Source organism: Nocardiopsis codii, from assembly GCF_036327455.1.
GTDB classification, from domain to species: Bacteria; Actinomycetota; Actinomycetes; order Streptosporangiales; family Streptosporangiaceae; genus Nocardiopsis; species Nocardiopsis codii.
This window is the reverse complement of record NZ_JAUZMY010000029.1, coordinates 53,312-69,976: the sequence shown is the minus strand read 5'-3', so window position 1 is coordinate 69,976 and position 16,665 is coordinate 53,312. Positions and strand designations below refer to the sequence as shown.

Annotated in this window: 13 protein-coding genes; 12 read left to right on the top strand and 1 reads right to left on the bottom strand. The window is 72.1% G+C overall.

Annotated features, from left to right (window positions below; genetic code table 11):
- Positions 1 to 5: 5 nt before the first annotated feature.
- From Q8791_RS24870 to Q8791_RS24815, 12 genes are all read left to right on the top strand, one after another.
- On the top strand, positions 6 to 1,307 hold the full coding sequence (locus Q8791_RS24870; protein WP_330094219.1) for a dihydroorotase: 1,302 nt from the start codon (positions 6 to 8) through the stop codon (positions 1,305 to 1,307).
- 59 nt (positions 1,308 to 1,366) lie between these two features.
- Positions 1,367 to 2,512 carry a glutamine-hydrolyzing carbamoyl-phosphate synthase small subunit gene (gene carA, locus Q8791_RS24865; RefSeq protein ID WP_330094218.1) on the top strand — a complete coding sequence of 382 codons (1,146 nt, stop codon included), beginning with the start codon at positions 1,367 to 1,369 and terminating at the stop codon, positions 2,510 to 2,512.
- Positions 2,513 to 2,528: 16 nt separating this feature from the next.
- Positions 2,529 to 5,831, top strand: coding sequence for a carbamoyl-phosphate synthase large subunit (gene carB, locus Q8791_RS24860; protein ID WP_330094217.1), 3,303 nt, complete (start codon positions 2,529 to 2,531; stop codon positions 5,829 to 5,831).
- A 318-nt stretch (positions 5,832 to 6,149) separates the two neighbouring features.
- Entirely contained in the window at positions 6,150 to 7,049 is a 900-nt protein-coding gene (locus tag Q8791_RS24855) for a dihydroorotate dehydrogenase electron transfer subunit (protein ID WP_330094216.1), read from the top strand.
- A gap of 37 nt (positions 7,050 to 7,086) precedes the next feature.
- Complete coding sequence (locus tag Q8791_RS24850) at positions 7,087 to 8,028, top strand: dihydroorotate dehydrogenase (RefSeq protein WP_330094215.1); 942 nt, start codon at positions 7,087 to 7,089, stop codon at positions 8,026 to 8,028.
- Positions 8,029 to 8,348: 320 nt separating this feature from the next.
- A complete protein-coding gene (gene pyrF / locus Q8791_RS24845; protein WP_330094214.1) occupies positions 8,349 to 9,056 on the top strand; it encodes an orotidine-5'-phosphate decarboxylase in 708 nt (235 codons plus the stop codon).
- 413 nt (positions 9,057 to 9,469) lie between these two features.
- On the top strand, positions 9,470 to 9,793 hold the full coding sequence (mihF, locus tag Q8791_RS24840; protein WP_267948916.1) for an integration host factor, actinobacterial type: 324 nt from the start codon (positions 9,470 to 9,472) through the stop codon (positions 9,791 to 9,793).
- 318 nt (positions 9,794 to 10,111) lie between these two features.
- A complete protein-coding gene (gene gmk, locus Q8791_RS24835; protein WP_330094213.1) occupies positions 10,112 to 10,699 on the top strand; it encodes a guanylate kinase in 588 nt (195 codons plus the stop codon).
- A gap of 143 nt (positions 10,700 to 10,842) precedes the next feature.
- Positions 10,843 to 11,109, top strand: coding sequence for a DNA-directed RNA polymerase subunit omega (gene rpoZ, locus Q8791_RS24830; RefSeq protein WP_330094212.1), 267 nt, complete (start codon positions 10,843 to 10,845; stop codon positions 11,107 to 11,109).
- Between the two features lie 220 nt (positions 11,110 to 11,329).
- Positions 11,330 to 12,520 (top strand): bifunctional phosphopantothenoylcysteine decarboxylase/phosphopantothenate--cysteine ligase CoaBC, encoded by a 1,191-nt coding sequence (gene coaBC / locus Q8791_RS24825; protein WP_330094245.1) that lies wholly within the window; start codon positions 11,330 to 11,332, stop codon positions 12,518 to 12,520.
- A gap of 307 nt (positions 12,521 to 12,827) precedes the next feature.
- Complete coding sequence (gene metK, locus Q8791_RS24820; RefSeq protein WP_330094211.1) at positions 12,828 to 14,021, top strand: methionine adenosyltransferase; 1,194 nt, start codon at positions 12,828 to 12,830, stop codon at positions 14,019 to 14,021.
- A 152-nt stretch (positions 14,022 to 14,173) separates the two neighbouring features.
- Positions 14,174 to 14,866 carry a hypothetical protein gene (locus Q8791_RS24815; RefSeq protein ID WP_330094210.1) on the top strand — a complete coding sequence of 231 codons (693 nt, stop codon included), beginning with the start codon at positions 14,174 to 14,176 and terminating at the stop codon, positions 14,864 to 14,866.
- 128 nt (positions 14,867 to 14,994) lie between these two features.
- On the opposite strand, the gene Q8791_RS24810 is transcribed toward Q8791_RS24815, so the two are convergent.
- On the bottom strand, positions 14,995 to 16,227 hold the full coding sequence (locus tag Q8791_RS24810) for a DUF349 domain-containing protein (protein ID WP_330094209.1): 1,233 nt from the start codon (positions 16,225 to 16,227) through the stop codon (positions 14,995 to 14,997).
- Positions 16,228 to 16,665: the final 438 nt, after the last annotated feature.

The following is a 16,665-nucleotide window of genomic DNA, read 5'->3' as shown; positions in this document are numbered from 1 at the left end:
CCGCGATGCCCGACACCAACGGACCGCACCTGATCCGCGGCGCCCGCCCGCTCGGCGGAGACCCCGTCGACATCCTCATGGCCGACGGCCTGATCACCGCGATCGGCCCGGACCTGGACGCCCCCGAGGGCGCCGAGACCGTCGACGCGACCGGCCTGATCGCCCTGCCCGGCCTGGTGGACCTGCACACCCACCTGCGCGAGCCCGGCCGCGAGGACGCCGAGACCGTCGCCTCCGGCTCCCGCTCCGCCGCGGCGGGCGGCTACACCGCCGTCCACGCCATGGCCAACACCGACCCCGTCGCCGACACCGCGGGCGTCGTCGAGCAGGTCTGGCGCCTGGGCCGCGAGGCGGGGTACTGCGACGTGCGCCCCGTCGGCGCCGTCACCGTCGGTCTGGCCGGGGAACAGCTCGCCGAGATCGGCGCGATGGCCGACTCCGCCGCACGGGTGCGCGTCTTCTCCGACGACGGCATCTGCGTCTCCGACGCCCTGCTCATGCGCCGCGCCCTGGAGTACGTCAAGGCCTTCGACGGCGTCGTCGCCCAGCACGCACAGGAGCCCCGCCTCACCCAGGGCGCCCAGATGAACGAGGGCCCTGTCTCCGACCGGCTCGGCCTGCCCGGCTGGCCCGCCGTCGCGGAGGAGGCGATCATCGCCCGCGACTGCCTGCTCGCCCAGCACGTCGGCTCCCGCCTGCACGTGTGCCACGTCTCCACCAAGGGCTCGGTCGACATCATCCGCTGGGCCAAGGCCCGCGGCTGCGACGTGACCGCGGAGGTCACCCCCCACCACCTGCTCCTCACCGACGAACTGGTCGAGAGCTACGACCCGATCTACAAGGTCAACCCGCCCCTGCGCACCGCGGAGGACGTGGAGGCCCTGCGCGAGGGCCTGGCCGACGGGACCATCGACATCGTCGCCACCGACCACGCCCCCCACCCCACGGAGGCGAAGGAGACCGAGTGGTCGACCGCCGCCATGGGCATGGTCGGACTGGAGACCGCGTTGGCGGTCGTGCAGCGCACGATGGTCGACACCGGCCTGCTCACCTGGGAAGGGGTCGCCGACCGCATGTCCGCGGCCCCGGCCCGCATCGGCCGCGTCGGCGGCCACGGACGCGACCTCGCGGTGGGGGAGCCCGCCAACGTCGTCCTGTACGACCCGGCCGACCCCGTCGCTGTGGACGGAGCGGCCATGGTGACCAAGAGCAGCAACACCCCCTTCCGGGGGATGACCCTTCCGGGGCGGGTCCGCGCCACGTTCCTGCGCGGCACCCCCACCGTCCTGGAAGGCAAGATCAAGTGAACACGGCAGCGACAGCAGCGAACGCCCAGGCCGGTCCTGGCGCGGCAGAGGGGGGAAACGTGTCCGAGGCAACCGGCGGACCGGCGATTCTGGTTCTCGAGGACGGCCGGGTCTTCCACGGCCGATCCTTCGGCGCCACCGGTGAGACCTTCGGCGAGGCCGTCTTCAACACCGGTATGACCGGGTACCAGGAGACGCTCACCGACCCGTCCTACCACCGGCAGATCGTGGCGATGACCGCCCCGCACATCGGCAACACCGGCGTCAACGACGACGACCCCGAGTCCGGCCGCATCTGGGTCGCCGGCTACGTCGTCCGCGAGCCCGCGCGCATCCCCTCCAACTGGAGGGCCCAGCGCACCCTGGACGAGGAACTGCGCCGCCAGGGCGTGGTCGGCATCGCCCTCACCGGCACCCGCGCCCTCACCCGCCACCTGCGGGACCGGGGCGCCATGCGCGCCGCCGTCAGCACCGTCGAGACCGACCCCGAGGCGCTCCTCGCCCGCGTCCTGGAGCAGCCCCGCATGGCGGGCGCCGACCTGGCCGCCGAGGTCAGCACGGACACCGCCTACGAGGTCCTGCCCCCCGAGGGCGTCCCGGCCCGCTTCCACGTCGCCGCCGTCGACCTGGGCATCAAGGCCATGACCCCGCAGCGCCTCGCCGAGCGCGGCTGCCGGGTCACCGTCCTGCCCTCCTCGGCCACCGCCGAGGACATCCTCGCGCTGGACCCGGACGGCGTGTTCTTCAGCAACGGCCCCGGCGACCCGGCCACCGCCGACGGCCCCGTCGACGCGATGCGCGGCGTCCTGGACGTCGGCAAGCCGCTCTTCGGCATCTGCTTCGGCAACCAGATCCTGGGACGCTCCCTGGGACTGGGCACCTACAAGCTGCCCTTCGGCCACCGCGGCGTCAACCAGCCGGTGATCGACACCCGTACCAGCAAGGTCGCCATCACCAGCCAGAACCACGGCTTCGCCGTCGACGCACCGCTCGACACCCCCTTCGACACCCCCTACGGCCGGGCCGAGGTCAGCCACATCGGCCTCAACGACCAGGTCGTCGAGGGTCTGCGGCTGCTGGACCGACCCGTGTTCAGCGTCCAGTTCCACCCGGAGGCCGCCGCGGGCCCCCACGACGCCGCCGAGCTCTTCGACGAGTTCGTCACCCTGATGTCCGACGCCCAGCCCGCTCCGGCTGCCAAGTAGTTAGAGGAACAAGAGCATGCCGCGCCGTAGTGATCTTTCATCCGTCCTCGTGGTCGGTTCCGGCCCGATCGTGATCGGGCAGGCGGCCGAGTTCGACTACTCGGGCACCCAGGCCTGCCGGGTTCTGCGGGCCGAGGGCCTGCGGGTCATCCTGGTCAACTCCAACCCGGCCACGATCATGACCGACCCCGAGATCGCCGACGCCACGTACGTCGAGCCGATCACCACCGAGATGATCGAGAAGATCATCGCCAAGGAGCGCCCCGACGCGCTCCTGCCCACCCTGGGCGGGCAGACCGCGCTCAACGCCGCCGTCTCCCTGCACGAGTCGGGCGTCCTGGACAAGTACGGCGTCGAGCTCATCGGCGCCAACATCGACGCCATCCAGTCCGGCGAGGACCGCGAGACGTTCAAGCGCATCGTCGAGCGCATCGGCGGCGAGTCCGCCCGCTCCCGCATCAGCCACACCATCCAGGAGTGCCTGGACGCCGCCGAGGAGCTGAGCTACCCGGTCGTCGTGCGCCCCTCCTTCACCATGGGCGGCGCCGGCTCCGGATTCGCCCACAACGAGACCGAGCTGCGCCGCATCGCCGGCCAGGGCCTCGCGCTCTCCCCGACCACCGAGGTGCTCCTGGAGGAGTCCATCCTCGGCTGGAAGGAGTACGAGCTGGAGCTGATGCGCGACACCAACGACAACGTCGTGGTGGTCTGCTCCATCGAGAACCTCGACCCCATGGGCGTGCACACCGGCGACTCGATCACCGTCGCCCCCGCCATGACCCTCACCGACCGCGAGTACCAGAAGCTCCGCGACATCGGCATCGCGGTCATCCGCGAGGTCGGCGTGGACACCGGCGGGTGCAACATCCAGTTCGCCGTCCACCCCACCACCGGCCGGGTCATCGTCATCGAGATGAACCCCCGCGTCTCGCGGTCCTCCGCCCTGGCCTCCAAGGCCACCGGCTTCCCGATCGCGAAGATCGCCGCCAAGCTCGCCGTCGGCTACACCCTCGACGAGATCCCCAACGACATCACCAAGGAGACCCCGGCCAGCTTCGAGCCCACGCTCGACTACGTGGTCGTCAAGGTCCCCCGGTTCGCCTTCGAGAAGTTCCCCGGCGCCGACCCCGGCCTCACCACCACGATGAAGTCGGTGGGCGAGGCCATGGCCATCGGCCGGTCCTTCCCCGAAGCCCTCCAGAAGGCCATGCGCTCCCTGGAGAAGGCCGGGGTCGGGCTCAGCTGGGCGGGCGCCCCCGACGACAAGGACGAGCTCCTCCGCCGGGCCGCGGTCCCCACCGAGCACCGCCTCCGCCAGGTCCAGCAGGCCTTCCGCGCCGGCGCCACCGTCGAGGAGATCCACGAGTCCACGAAGATCGACCCGTGGTTCCTGGACCAGATGCTCCGCCTGGAGGAGATGGCCCGCGTCCTCGCCGACGCGCCCAAGCTCGACGCCGACCTGCTCCGCGACGCCAAGGGCCTCGGGTTCTCCGACGTCCAGATCGGGGAGATCACCGGCAGGAGCGAGGACGTCGTCCGCGAACTCCGCCACGCCCTCGGCATCCACCCCGTCTACCTGACCGTGGACACCTGCGCCGCCGAGTTCGCCGCCCAGACGCCGTACCTGTACTCCAGCTACGACGAGGAGACCGAGGTCCCCGACGGCGACAAGCCCAAGATCATCATCCTGGGGTCGGGGCCCAACCGCATCGGCCAGGGCGTCGAGTTCGACTACTCCTGCGTCCACGCCTCCTTCGCGCTCTCCGACGCCGGGTACGAGACCGTCATGGTCAACTGCAACCCCGAGACCGTCTCCACCGACTACGACACCAGCGACCGGCTCTACTTCGAGCCGCTCACCCTGGAGGACGTGCTGGAGGTCGTCCGCGCCGAACAGCTCTCCGGCACGGTCGCCGGGGTCATCGTGCAGCTGGGCGGCCAGACCCCGCTCGGGCTCGCCCGCCGCCTGAAGGACAACGGGGTGCCCATCATCGGCACCAGCCCCGAGGCGATCGACCTGGCCGAGGACCGCGGCGAGTTCGGCAAGGTCCTGGCCGACGCCGGACTGCCCGCGCCCAAGTACGGCACCGCCTACTCCTTCGCCGAGGCCAAGGCCGCGGCGGACGAGATCGGCTACCCCGTCATGGTCCGCCCCTCCTACGTGCTGGGCGGCCGGGGCATGGAGATCGTCTACAGCGAGACGATGCTCGCCGACTACATCAAGCGCAACGCCCAGGTCAGCCCCGAGCACCCGGTGCTCATCGACCGCTTCCTGGACGACGCCATCGAGATCGACGTCGACGCGATCTACGACGGCACCGACCTGTACCTGGGCGGGGTCATGGAGCACATCGAGGAGGCCGGGATCCATTCCGGCGACTCCGCGTGCACCCTGCCCTCGATCACCCTGGGCCAGGAGGACATCGAGCGCATCCGCTACTCCACCGAGGCGATCGCCCGCGGCACCGGCGTGCGCGGCCTGATCAACGTCCAGTACGCGCTCGCCTCCGGCGTGCTCAACGTCCTGGAGGCCAACCCGCGCGCCTCCCGCACCGTGCCGTTCGTGTCCAAGGCCACCGCGGTGCCGCTCGCCAAGGCCGCCGCCCGCGTCATGGCCGGCACGTCCATCGCGGACCTGCGCGCCGAGGGAATGCTGCCCGCCACCGGCGACGGCGGCGACCTGCCCGCCGACGCCCCGGTGTCGGTCAAGGAGGCCGTGCTGCCCTTCAACCGGTTCATCGACAAGGAGGGCGAGGGCGTCGACACCATCCTCGGCCCCGAGATGCGCTCCACCGGCGAGGTCATGGGCCTGGACGTCGAGTTCGGCGCCGCCTACGCCAAGTCGCAGCTGGCCGTGAACGGCGCCCTGCCCACCCGCGGCAAGGCGTTCGTGTCCGTGGCCAACCGCGACAAGCGCTCGATGATCTTCCCGGTCAAGCGGCTCGCCGACCTCGGCTTCGAGATCCTCGCGACCGAGGGCACCGCGGTGGTGCTGCGCCGCAACGGCGTCCGCGCCACCGTCGTGCGCAAGCACAGCGCGGGCCCCGGCCCCAACGGGGAGCGCACCATCGTGCAGCTCATCCACGAGGGCGGCGTCGACCTCATCGTCAACACCCCGTTCGGCAGCGCCGGCCAGGCCGGACCGCGCCTGGACGGCTACGAGATCCGCACCGCCGCCGTGGTGCGCGGCGTGCCGAGCGTCACCACCGTGCAGGGCCTGGCCGCGGCAGTCCAGGCCATCGAGGCGCGGGTGCGCGGCGACGTCGGGGTGCGCTCCCTCCAGGAGCACGCCCGGGCCCTCCAGGCGAGCCGGGACTAGCCGCGCCGTGCGGCACGCCCGGCTCCGGCCGGGGCGATCCGCAGCGGACCGCGACGGGGGCCGGGGGGCGCCGCGAGGCCTCCCGGACCCCCTGCGGCGCCCGCACTCCCGCCCCGGCGACCGGGCCGGGGGGCCCGGGTCCGGCCCCGCTCCGCGGGGGCCGGGCGGCGGGCGCGGAGCGGGGCACGCCCCCCGAACGGCCTAGGCTGTAGGGACAGGGCCGGCTCCGCCTCAGGGCGGGGCCGGCAGTAGTGCACGGGCGCCGTGGGGTCCCCACGGCGCCCGCGCGCCCGAGGCGAGAGAGGCTTCCCCGACACCATGAGCGACACCGGACCGGTGCAGGTCAGATGCCCCGTGCTGAACGTGCGCAGGGTGGACGCCTACTACGCCATCACCGTCGTCGCCCCGGGGATAGCCGAGCGGTTCCGCTCGGGCCAGTTCGTGTCGGTGGCGATCGGCGGCGACCACTCCAGCACGCTCCTGCGCCGCCCCTTCGCCATCCACGACGTCAAACCCGACTACGGCGGCACCGTCGAGTTCCTGTTCTCCGTGCGCGGCACCGGCACCGCCTGGCTGGCCGAGCGGAGGTCACGCGACCTGCTGGACGTGGTGGGCCCCCTGGGCCGCCCCTTCCCGCTGCCCCGCGAGCCCGTCAACTGCGTGCTCGTGGGAGGCGGTTCGGGCAGCGCGCCGCTGTTCCCGCTCGCCCAGTCGCTGCGCAGGCGCGGCTGCAGGGTGGACTTCGTGCTCGGCGCGGCCTCGGCCGACCGGGTGTTCAGCGCCATCACCGCCCGCCGCATCGCCGAGACCGCCGCCTTCACCACCGACGACGGCTCGTTCGGCACCAGGGGCCGGGTCACCGACGTCCTGGGCCGCGTGATCGAGGAGTGCCGGTCCGACGCCGTGTACGCCTGCGGCCCCATGCCCATGCTGCGCGCCGTCACCGCGGTGGCCGGCAGCCACGGCGTCCCCGTCCAGGTGGCGGTCGAGGAGACCATGGCCTGCGGCACGGGGATCTGCATGACCTGCGTGATCCCCGTGGTGGGGCAGGACGGCATCACCCGCATGGTGCGCTCCTGCGTGGACGGCCCGGTGTTCCGCGGCGAGCAGGTGCGCTTCGACGACGTGGGGACCATCCCCTTCGACGCCCTGGGCGCCCCGGGGTGGAAGGGCTCCAGCGCCGCCCGCGCCGCCGAGTCGGCACGCGACATCGCCTGACCCGGGCGGCGACACACACACGACCGAGTGAAGGCACGTGAACGCAGACCTCAGGACCCGGGTGGGCGGCATGGACCTGCCCAACCCCGTGGTGACCGCCGCCGGATGCGCCGGTTCCGGCCGTGAACTGTCCCAGTTCTTCGACATCGCGTCGATCGGCGCGGTGACGACCAAGTCGGTGATGCTGGAGCCCCACGCGGGGCGGCCCGCGCCGCGCATGGCGGAGACGCCCAGCGGCATGCTCAGCACCACGGGCATGCAGGGCCCGGGGGTGGACGTGTTCATCCAGCGGGACCTGCCGTGGCTGCTGTCCCGCGGCGGCCGCGCCATCGTGTCCATCGCGGGCGCGGGGGTGGGCGAGTTCGGGGAGCTCGCCAGGAGGATCTCGGCGGCCGACGGGGTCAGCGCCATCGAGGTGAACCTCTCCTGCCCCGATCCGGCCGACCCGTCGGGGCGCCGCTTCGCCGACGACGCCTCCCAGGCGGCGGCGGTGGTGCAGACGGTGCGCTCGCACGCCCGCTCGGACCTGCCGGTGTTCGCCAAGCTGGCCGCCGACGTCCCCGACGTGGTGGAGCTGGCGACCGCGTGCGTGGAGGCGCGTGCGGACGGCCTGTCCATGATCAACACCGTGCGCGGCATGGCGGTGGACCCCCGGACGCTGCGGCCCGCGGTGGCCGGGGGGATGGGCGGGCTCTCCGGCCCGGCGATCAGGCCGCTCGCGGTGGGGTGCGTCTACCGCGTCCACGAGGCGCTGCCCGGGGTGCCCGTCATCGGGATGGGCGGGGTCCGCACGGGCGCCGACGTCATGGAGTTCATGGCGGCCGGGGCGAGCGCCGTGGCCGTCGGCACGACCAACTTCTCCGACCCGTCGGCGTGCCGACGGATCCTCAGGGAGTTCACCGAGGCGCTGGAGGCCCGGGGATTCGCGAGGGCCTCGGACGTGGTGGGCGTGGCCCACCGCCAGGGGGTCGGGGCGTGACAGGCCGGACACACGACGCACTAGGGCCCTGACCGGCCTGAACGGCGTTGAGATGGCGCTGTGCGACCAAACGGGCGCATCCTGGAGCAACCCGGCCCCGCCGGGGGGAGCGTCGGGCTACGGCCGTTTGGGCGGCCGTTACGGGGAAGTGACACGGAATGGGTGCATGAAGCGACTCATCCGGGGAATCGCACACCTTGATGGTGTGCACAGGACAGTGAGCGTGCATCGGCCGATGCTTCGGTAAGCACATCGGTAAGCACGTACGGATGTTGCACTCACCGGCACGGGGCCGGTGGCACACGATTGGAGACACCGACATGACCGCGCCTTCCGCGCCCATCGCCGTCGCGATCGACGCCAGGGACATCGAGACGGCCGCCACCTGGGCCTCGGCCGTCGCCCCCCACGTGAGCACGGTCAAGGTGGGGCTGGAGCTGTACCTGCGCTACGGCCCGGAGGTGGTCAGCGCCGTGCGCGGCGCCAACCGGGTCGGGGTCTTCCTCGACCTCAAGCTCCACGACATCCCGGCCACGGTCGAGGGCGCCGCGCGCAGCGTCGCCGGTCTGCGGCCCTCCATCCTCACCGTGCACGCCTCCGGGGGAGCGGACATGATCCGCGCGGCCGTGGAGGCGGCGCCCGACACCAGGATCGCGGCCGTGACGGTGCTCACCTCCATGGACGAGGCGGAGCTGGAGCAGGTGGGGCTGCTCGGTCCGGCGCGCGACGCGGTGAGGCGCCTGTCGGTTCTGGCGGTCGGAGCCGGGGCACGCGCCCTGGTGTGCTCGCCCCACGAGGTGGCCCTGGTCCGCTCCGAGGTGGGGCCGGACGTCACCCTCATCACGCCGGGCGTGCGGCCGGCGGGGGCGGACAGGGGCGACCAGGCGCGCGTCGCGACACCGGAGGAGGCCATCCGGGCGGGGGCGGACCTGTTGGTCATCGGCCGCCCCATCACGCGGGCGGCCGACCCCGGGGCGGCGGCGGCCTCCATCGCGGCGGCCGTGCGGCGCGCCGGGGCCCGCGTCTAGGAGGGCGGACGAACGAAACCACGGTGCCCGCGACCCCCTTCCACGGGGTCGCCGGGAGCCGGACGAGGGGATCGAAGGGTGCCGGAGACGAACCAACGAAGCGAGCTCATCACGCGCGGTTATGGATCACTGACGGTCACCTATTAGGTGTGTCCGAAACTCGGATCGGACAGCCCGGAGTGACCCGGGTCACCCCTCTGTGACCTGCGCTGGTGAAGCGCTTCATGCTTCGTGCAATCGGGACCAAGGTCCTGCTTTTCGTATCCGACCGCAATTGAATGGTGACTCTAGGTAGTTAGTTCGATGAAATAGCCGCTGAAAGGGCACTTTACGTTGCCTAACAGGGGTCAGACCTACTAACTTGCGCAGGCGTCCGCCCTCTACAAACGAGTAGAAATCCGAGGTGACCCGGCGTGGCCCTTCCTCCCCTCACACCTGAACAGCGCACCGCGGCTCTGGAGAAGGCCGCTAAGGCCAGAAAAGAGCGCGCAGAGGTCAAGAACAAGCTCAAGAACGGCGGCATCTCGCTGTCCGAGGTGCTTGCCAACGGCCTCAAGGACGACGTCATCGGCAAGATGAAGGTTTCGGCTCTGCTGGAATCCCTCCCCGGTGTCGGCAAGGTCCGTGCGAAGCAGATCATGGAGCGGCTCAACATCGCTGAGTCGCGCCGTGTCCGCGGCCTGGGGACCAACCAGCGCGCGGCCCTCGAGGCCGAGTTCGGTGACCTCACCAAGTAGCACCCCGTAGGAGCAGTACGAAGTACACCGCCGTCCGCGTCCCCCACAGTCGCGGCGGAGAGCGCGCCGCACCAGCGGCCGACTCACGGTGGATCCGCATCGCGAGCCGCGGTCGGCGGACGGATGGCCCCAGGTCACAACCGTCCGCCGCGCCGCGGCTCGGTGGTATAAATGAACCTTCCCGCGACCGTTCGCGGACACCCCCGCACAGCAGCCGCCCGCACGGTGACGCGCCCGGACCCCACCAGGTCCCCGGAGCGCGGCCGAAGGCCTCCGGCCCCGCGGCGGACACGCCCCGAAGGGAAGCCCCGAACACACATGCCTGAACTCGCATCCGAGTCCCGTCCGGCCGAGAAGCGGTTGATCGTCCTGTCCGGCCCCTCGGGTGTGGGGAAGAGCACCGTGGTCGCCAACCTCCGGCACGAGCACCCCGACGTGTGGCTCTCGGTGTCGGTGACCACCCGCGCCCCCCGCCCCGGCGAACAGGACGGCGTCCAGTACCACTTCGTCACCGACGAGGAGTTCGACCGCCTCATCGCCGAGGACGAGCTCCTGGAGTGGGCCCGGTTCGCCGGCAACCGCTACGGCACCCCGCGCGGCCCCGTCCAGGCCCGCCTCACCGCCGGAGCCCCCGTGCTGCTGGAGATCGAACTCCAGGGCGCCCGGCAGATCCGCGAGTCCATGCCCGACGCCTACCACGTCTTCCTCGCCCCGCCCTCCTGGGAGGAGCTCGTGCGCCGCCTGACCGGGCGCGGCACCGAGTCCGAGGACGTCATCCAGCGCAGGCTGGAGGCCGCCCGGGTCGAGCTCGCCGCCGAGAAGGAGTTCGACACCACGCTCGTCAACACCTCCGTGCGGGAAGTGTGCTCCGAGCTGCTAGCGTTGATCAACGCGCCCAAGGTGTGATAGCGGCGGGGCCCACGGCCCCGGCCGCCCGCGTCCGCCCGCGTCGGGGATCAGCCCGGCTGCGCCGCGTATCCTCGAACCCGTCCCGTACGATCACGTCACGGCTTCCGACGAGCCGGAGACCTACCCTGGGGGTAAACGAAGTGGCTGGTACCGAGCCCGTCGCCGAAGGCATCACCAACCCGCCCATCGACGACCTGCTTCAGCTCGTCGACAGCAAGTACAGCCTGGTCACCATGGCCTCCAAGCGGGCCCGCCAGATCAACGCCTACTACGCCCAGCTCGGCGAGGGCCTCCTGGAGTACGTCGGCCCGCTGGTCGAGACCCAGGTGCAGGAGAAGTCCCTGTCCATCGCCCTGCGCGAGGTCAAGGCCGGACTGCTCACCGCCGAGCCCTACGAGGGCACCTGATCCACGCCTCCGCCGCGGCCGCCCCGGACCACGGGCCGGCCGGCGAGGCGGAACCCGGCGCGCCCCGCGCGCCGGCGGGGCCCGTACGCAGCCCTCCACCGCCCCGACGGGCGCGCGGAGGGCGCGGGTGTCTCCGGGGTCCGCACGCCCCTCGCGTATGCCGGAACGGCCGAGCCTGGTAGAACTCCTTTCTGTGAGTGAGACACAGAGAGTTCCCCGGGTGGTCCTCGGCGTCGGCGGCGGCATCGCCGCCTACAAGGTGTGCGAGCTGCTCCGCCGCCTGACGGAGTCCGGCCACCGCGTCCGCGTCGTCCCCACCGCCGAGGCCCTCCGCTTCGTCGGAGAGCCCACCTGGGCGGCCCTGTCCGGGCAGCCCGTCACCACGGGGGTGTGGGACGGGGTCGAGGAGGTCCCGCACGTGCGTATCGGCCAGGAGGCCGACCTCGTGTTCGTCGCCCCCGCCACCGCCAACCTCCTCGCGAAGGCCGCCGCCGGCCTGGCCGACGACCTCCTCACCAACACCCTCCTCACCGCCCGGTGCCCCGTGGTGTTCGCACCCGCGATGCACACCGAGATGTGGGAGCACCCCGCCACGCAGGCGAACGTGGCCACCCTGCGCGCACGCGGGGCCGTCGTCCTCGACCCGGCCGTGGGACGCCTCACAGGCGCCGACACCGGACGCGGACGGCTCCCGGAGCCCTCGGAGCTGTTCGAGGCCGCACGGCTGGTCCTGCGCCGCGGGGCCGCGGCCCCCGACCTGGCCGGCCGGCGCGTCGTCGTCTCCGCCGGGGGCACCCGGGAGGCCATCGACCCGGTCCGGTTCCTCGGCAACCACTCCTCCGGCAAGCAGGGGTACGCCCTCGCCCGCACCGCCGCGGCGCGCGGCGCGGACGTCACCCTCGTCGCCGCCAACGTCTCCCTCCCCGACCCGGCCGGGGTCCGCGTCGTGCCCGTCGGCTCGGCCGTCGAACTCGCCGAGGCCGTGGAGGCCGAGAGGCGCGGAGCCGACGCGGTCGTGATGAGCGCGGCCGTCGCCGACTTCAGGCCCGTCCGGAGCGTGTCCTCCAAGATCAAGAAGTCCGGCACGGCCCCCGAGCCCATCGCGCTGGTCGAGAACCCCGACATCCTCGCGGGCCTGGTCGCCTCCCGCGACGCGGAGGCGCCGGGGCAGACCATCGTCGGGTTCGCCGCCGAGACCGACGACGTCGTCGCCAACGGCCGGGCGAAGCTGGAGCGCAAGGGCTGCGACCTCCTCGTGGTCAACCAGGTCGGGGGAGGGCGCGCGTTCGGCACCGAGGACAACCAGGCGGTGGTCCTCGGCGCGGACGGCTCCGCCACGGACATCCCGACCGGGCCCAAGGACGACCTCGCCGACCGGGTGTGGGACCTGGTCGTCGAACGCCTCGCCTGAGCCGCCGTTCGCCGGGTCCCGCGCTCCCGCACGGGCGTACGCACAGGCAGAACGGGTGCCCGCGCCCGAACCGCCTGGGGGCCAGGACTGGATTCCTACCGCCGAGTACGCCACACTTCCAACGGGCGCCCGTGCCGACACGTGACGAATGACGTTTCCGGTACGGGGACGCCCGTCCCCACCAGTCCAGTTACAGTGGACGGATAACCAACCGAGTCGGTCGGCATTGGTCGCCCCGGCAGGCCGCCGGAGCGCAGTCCCGCACCGACACATGTCAGCCAGCAGCCGCTGCAAGGAGTCACGCAACGTGTCCCGCCGCCTTTTCACCTCCGAGTCGGTCACCGAAGGCCATCCCGACAAGATGGCCGACCAGATCAGTGACGCGATCCTCGACGCGATGCTCACCCACGACCCGCGCAGCCGGGTCGCCGTCGAGACGCTGATCACCACCGGTCAGGTCCACATCGCGGGTGAGGTCACCACCCAGACCTACGTCGACATCCCCGCCATCGTGCGCGAGAAGATCCTCCAGATCGGATACGACTCCTCCGCCAAGGGGTTCGACGGTGACTCCTGCGGGGTCAACGTCTCCATCGACGCCCAGTCCCCGGACATCGCCCAGGGTGTCGACACCGCCTACGAGGCGCGCGTCGAGAACGAGGACGACGTCCTCAACCGCCAGGGCGCCGGCGACCAGGGCCTGATGTTCGGCTACGCCAACCGGGAGACCCCGGAGCTGATGCCGCTGCCGATCAAGCTGGCGCACTCGCTGTCGGAGCGCCTGGCCGAGGTCCGCCGCAACGGGACCGTGCCCTACCTGCGCCCTGACGGCAAGACCCAGGTCACGGTCGAGTACGACGGCCAGACCCCGGTCCGCCTCGACACCGTCGTGGTCTCCAGCCAGCACTCCGCGGACATCAACCTGGAGGAGATGCTCTCCCCGGACATCCGCGAGCACGTGATCGAGCCGGTCGTGGCCGCTTTCGGCCTGGAGTCCGACAACTACCGGCTGCTCGTCAACCCGACCGGCCGCTTCGAGATCGGCGGCCCCATGGGTGACGCCGGCCTCACCGGACGCAAGATCATCGTGGACACCTACGGTGGCTACGCCCGCCACGGCGGCGGCGCCTTCTCCGGCAAGGACCCGTCGAAGGTGGACCGCTCGGGCGCCTACGCCACCCGCTGGGTCGCCAAGAACATCGTCGCCGCGGAGCTCGCCGAGCGCGCCGAGGTCCAGGTCGCCTACGCCATCGGCAAGGCGCACCCGGTCGGGGTGTTCATCGAGACCTTCGGCACCGAGAAGGTCGCCCCGGAGCTGATCGAGAAGGCCGTCAAGGAGGTCTTCGACCTCCGTCCGGCCGCGATCGTGCGCGACCTGGACCTGCTGCGCCCGATCTACTCCAGGACGGCCGCGTACGGTCACTTCGGCCGCGAGCTGCCCGAGTTCACCTGGGAGAGCACCGAGCGGGCCGCCGCGCTGCGGTCGTTCGTGGGCGTCTGAGCCCCGGAGACCTCCACCTTCCGTCCCGGTACGGAACCCGCCCCCGGAGTGTTTGCGCCTCCTCCCGCATGGCGCACGACCAAAATGATTACTGCGTGTTATCAACTGTGAACGTAGGGTAATTACCTGTGTTCGCACGCGGAGGAAGCACCATGGCCGTGACCACGGCGATGTCGGCACTGGGCCTGGCCGCCCTGATCGCCCTGCCCGGCGCCCACCACGCGCCCGGCCCGGGCCCGTCGACGCAGGACGAGGCCGTACCGGGGGCGGAGAGCCTGCACGTGTCACTGGAGACCCCCTCCGACGACGAGCGGCCGGCCCCCGGAGACCACGTCGGCTACACGATCCGGGTGCGCAACTCCGGAGCCGAGGCGCTCCCGGAGGCCGAGATCGTCCAGTTCCTTCCGCCGACGGTGCGCTACGTCTCCGGATCGGCCGGGACCAGGGCCGCGGTCGAGGACGGACGGGTCACGTGGACCCAGGACCTGGGACCCGGCGAACGCGCGAGCTTCCGGGTCACCGGGGAGATCACCGGAGTCCTGGAGGACGGCGCGCACCCCGTCACCACCGTGTGCCTGCGGCCGGAGCCCGGCGCCGCACTGGCCGCCTGCTCCTCCGCCGTGCACCGGGTCCACGCGACCGTGCCCCTGGTGTGGGTGGTCGCGGGACTGCTGCTGCTCGCCGTCGCCACCGCTGTCGGCACCGTCGGCTGCCTGTGCCACCCGGGCACACGGCGCCCCCGCCCCGCCCCGGCGGTTCCCGACAACCACACGCCGGAGCCCGCCCCGAACGTCCGGGCGTTCACGGACGAGGCGACCGTCTACGAACTGGACGCGCACCGCTAGCGGCACGGGCGGGGGAGGCGGAGGAGTGCGCCGGCACCCGGCGCCCGGCCCCACCGCGCGGGCCCCGTACACGCGGACGGGCCGCACCCCGGAGGGTGCAGCCCGTCCGCCGCCGGTGACCGACCCGGTCAGCTCAGCTCGTCGAGGGCCTTCTCCGCCTCGGCCAGCCACGCGCGGCGCGCCTCCAGCGCGTCCTCATGCTCCTTGACGCGGCGGGCGTCGCCCCGGTCCCTGGCCTTCTCCAGCTTGGCCTCCAGGCCGGCGATCGCCGACGCCAGCTGGGAGACCGTGTCCCTGGCGCGGGCCAGCGTCTCCGGGTTGCTCCGCTCCCACTCGGCGTCCTCGGCCCGGCGCACGCCGTCCTCGATCTGGCGGAAGGCGCCCTCGAGCTGGTCGCGCACGTCGCGGGGCAGCTCGCCGGCCTCCTCCCAGGCCTCCTGGAAGTCGCGCAGGCGGGCACGGGCCCGGCGCGGCTCGGAGATCCCCGGGATCTCCGCCCTGGCCTCGGCCAGGATGCGCTCCTTGGCGTCGGCGTTCACCCGCAACTCGGCGTCCCGCTCGGCGAAGGTCGCGTTACGCGCGTCGAAGAACCGGTCCTGGGCCGCCTTGAAACGCGTCCACAGTTTGTCCTCGCTCGCTCTGTCCGCGCGACCGGTCCTCTTCCACTGCTGCATGAGGTCGCGGTAGGCGCGGGCCGTGGGCCCCCAGTCGTCCGAGCCCGACAGGGACTCGGCCTCGGCGACGATGCGCTCCTTCTCGACGCGCACCGAGTCGCGCTCCTGGTCCAGGTTCGCGAAGTACGTCTTGCGCCGCTTGGAGAAGGAGTTGCGCGCCGCGGACATCCGCTTCCACAGCGCCTGCTCGGTGGGGCGGTCGGCCCGGGGGGCCTTCTTCCACTCCTCGATGAGCTCGAGCATCCGCTCGCCGCCGGACTTCCAGTGCGTCGTCTCCGCCGCGACCCGCTCGGCCTCGGCGACGATGCGCTCCTTGGTCTCCCTGGCCTGGCCGCGGGCCTCCTCCTGCGCCTGCTTCTGCTCGACCTTGCGCTCCTCGGCGCGGCCGGAGAGCGCGTCCAGGCGCCTGCCCAGGGACTCCAGGTCGCCGACGGCGTTCGCATCGGTGACGGAGGCACGCAGCTTGTCGATGTTCGACATCGCGGTGGCGGCGGACAGGTCCGTGCTGCGGAGCCGCTTCTCCAGAAGCTCCACCTCGGTGACCAGGGCGTCGTACTTGCGTCGGAAGAACGCCAGGGCCTCCTCCTGCGCCCCCGCCTGCCACGATCCGACGACCCGCTCACCTTCGCTCGTGCGGACGTAGACCGTGCCGTCGTCGTCTACGCGGCCCCAAGGGTCCGTGGTCACCGTGTCCTCCTGCTGTCATGAGCCCGGTGTGGGGCGGGCTCGGGTCGTCGCGCCGCTCTCGCGCCGCGTCGTGATGGGAACCACCGTGCTGAGCACGATATCCATACGATCCGACGGGCGGCGACGCGCCGTGATTCACATCGGCGCAGATCATGCGTGTCCGCGCGTCGCCGTGTGGCACTCCGGGCCGCGTACCCGGCCCGTGGAGGCGCAGGTCGGGGCCTCGGCGCACACGACGACGGTGACCAATATGGCATTACCACGCGGTTTGGCAAAGAGGCCAGCCGCGCGCGGTGATCGAATGGTGATCAAACGCTTTCCGCGACGCCCCGGACGGGTCGCCCCTCCTCCCGTGCCTCGGTAGGCTCTGCACCTGAGGGTTCGCGCGTCCGAACCGCGGGCCCGCCCCTCCGACCGCGCACCCAACCGAGGACAGGA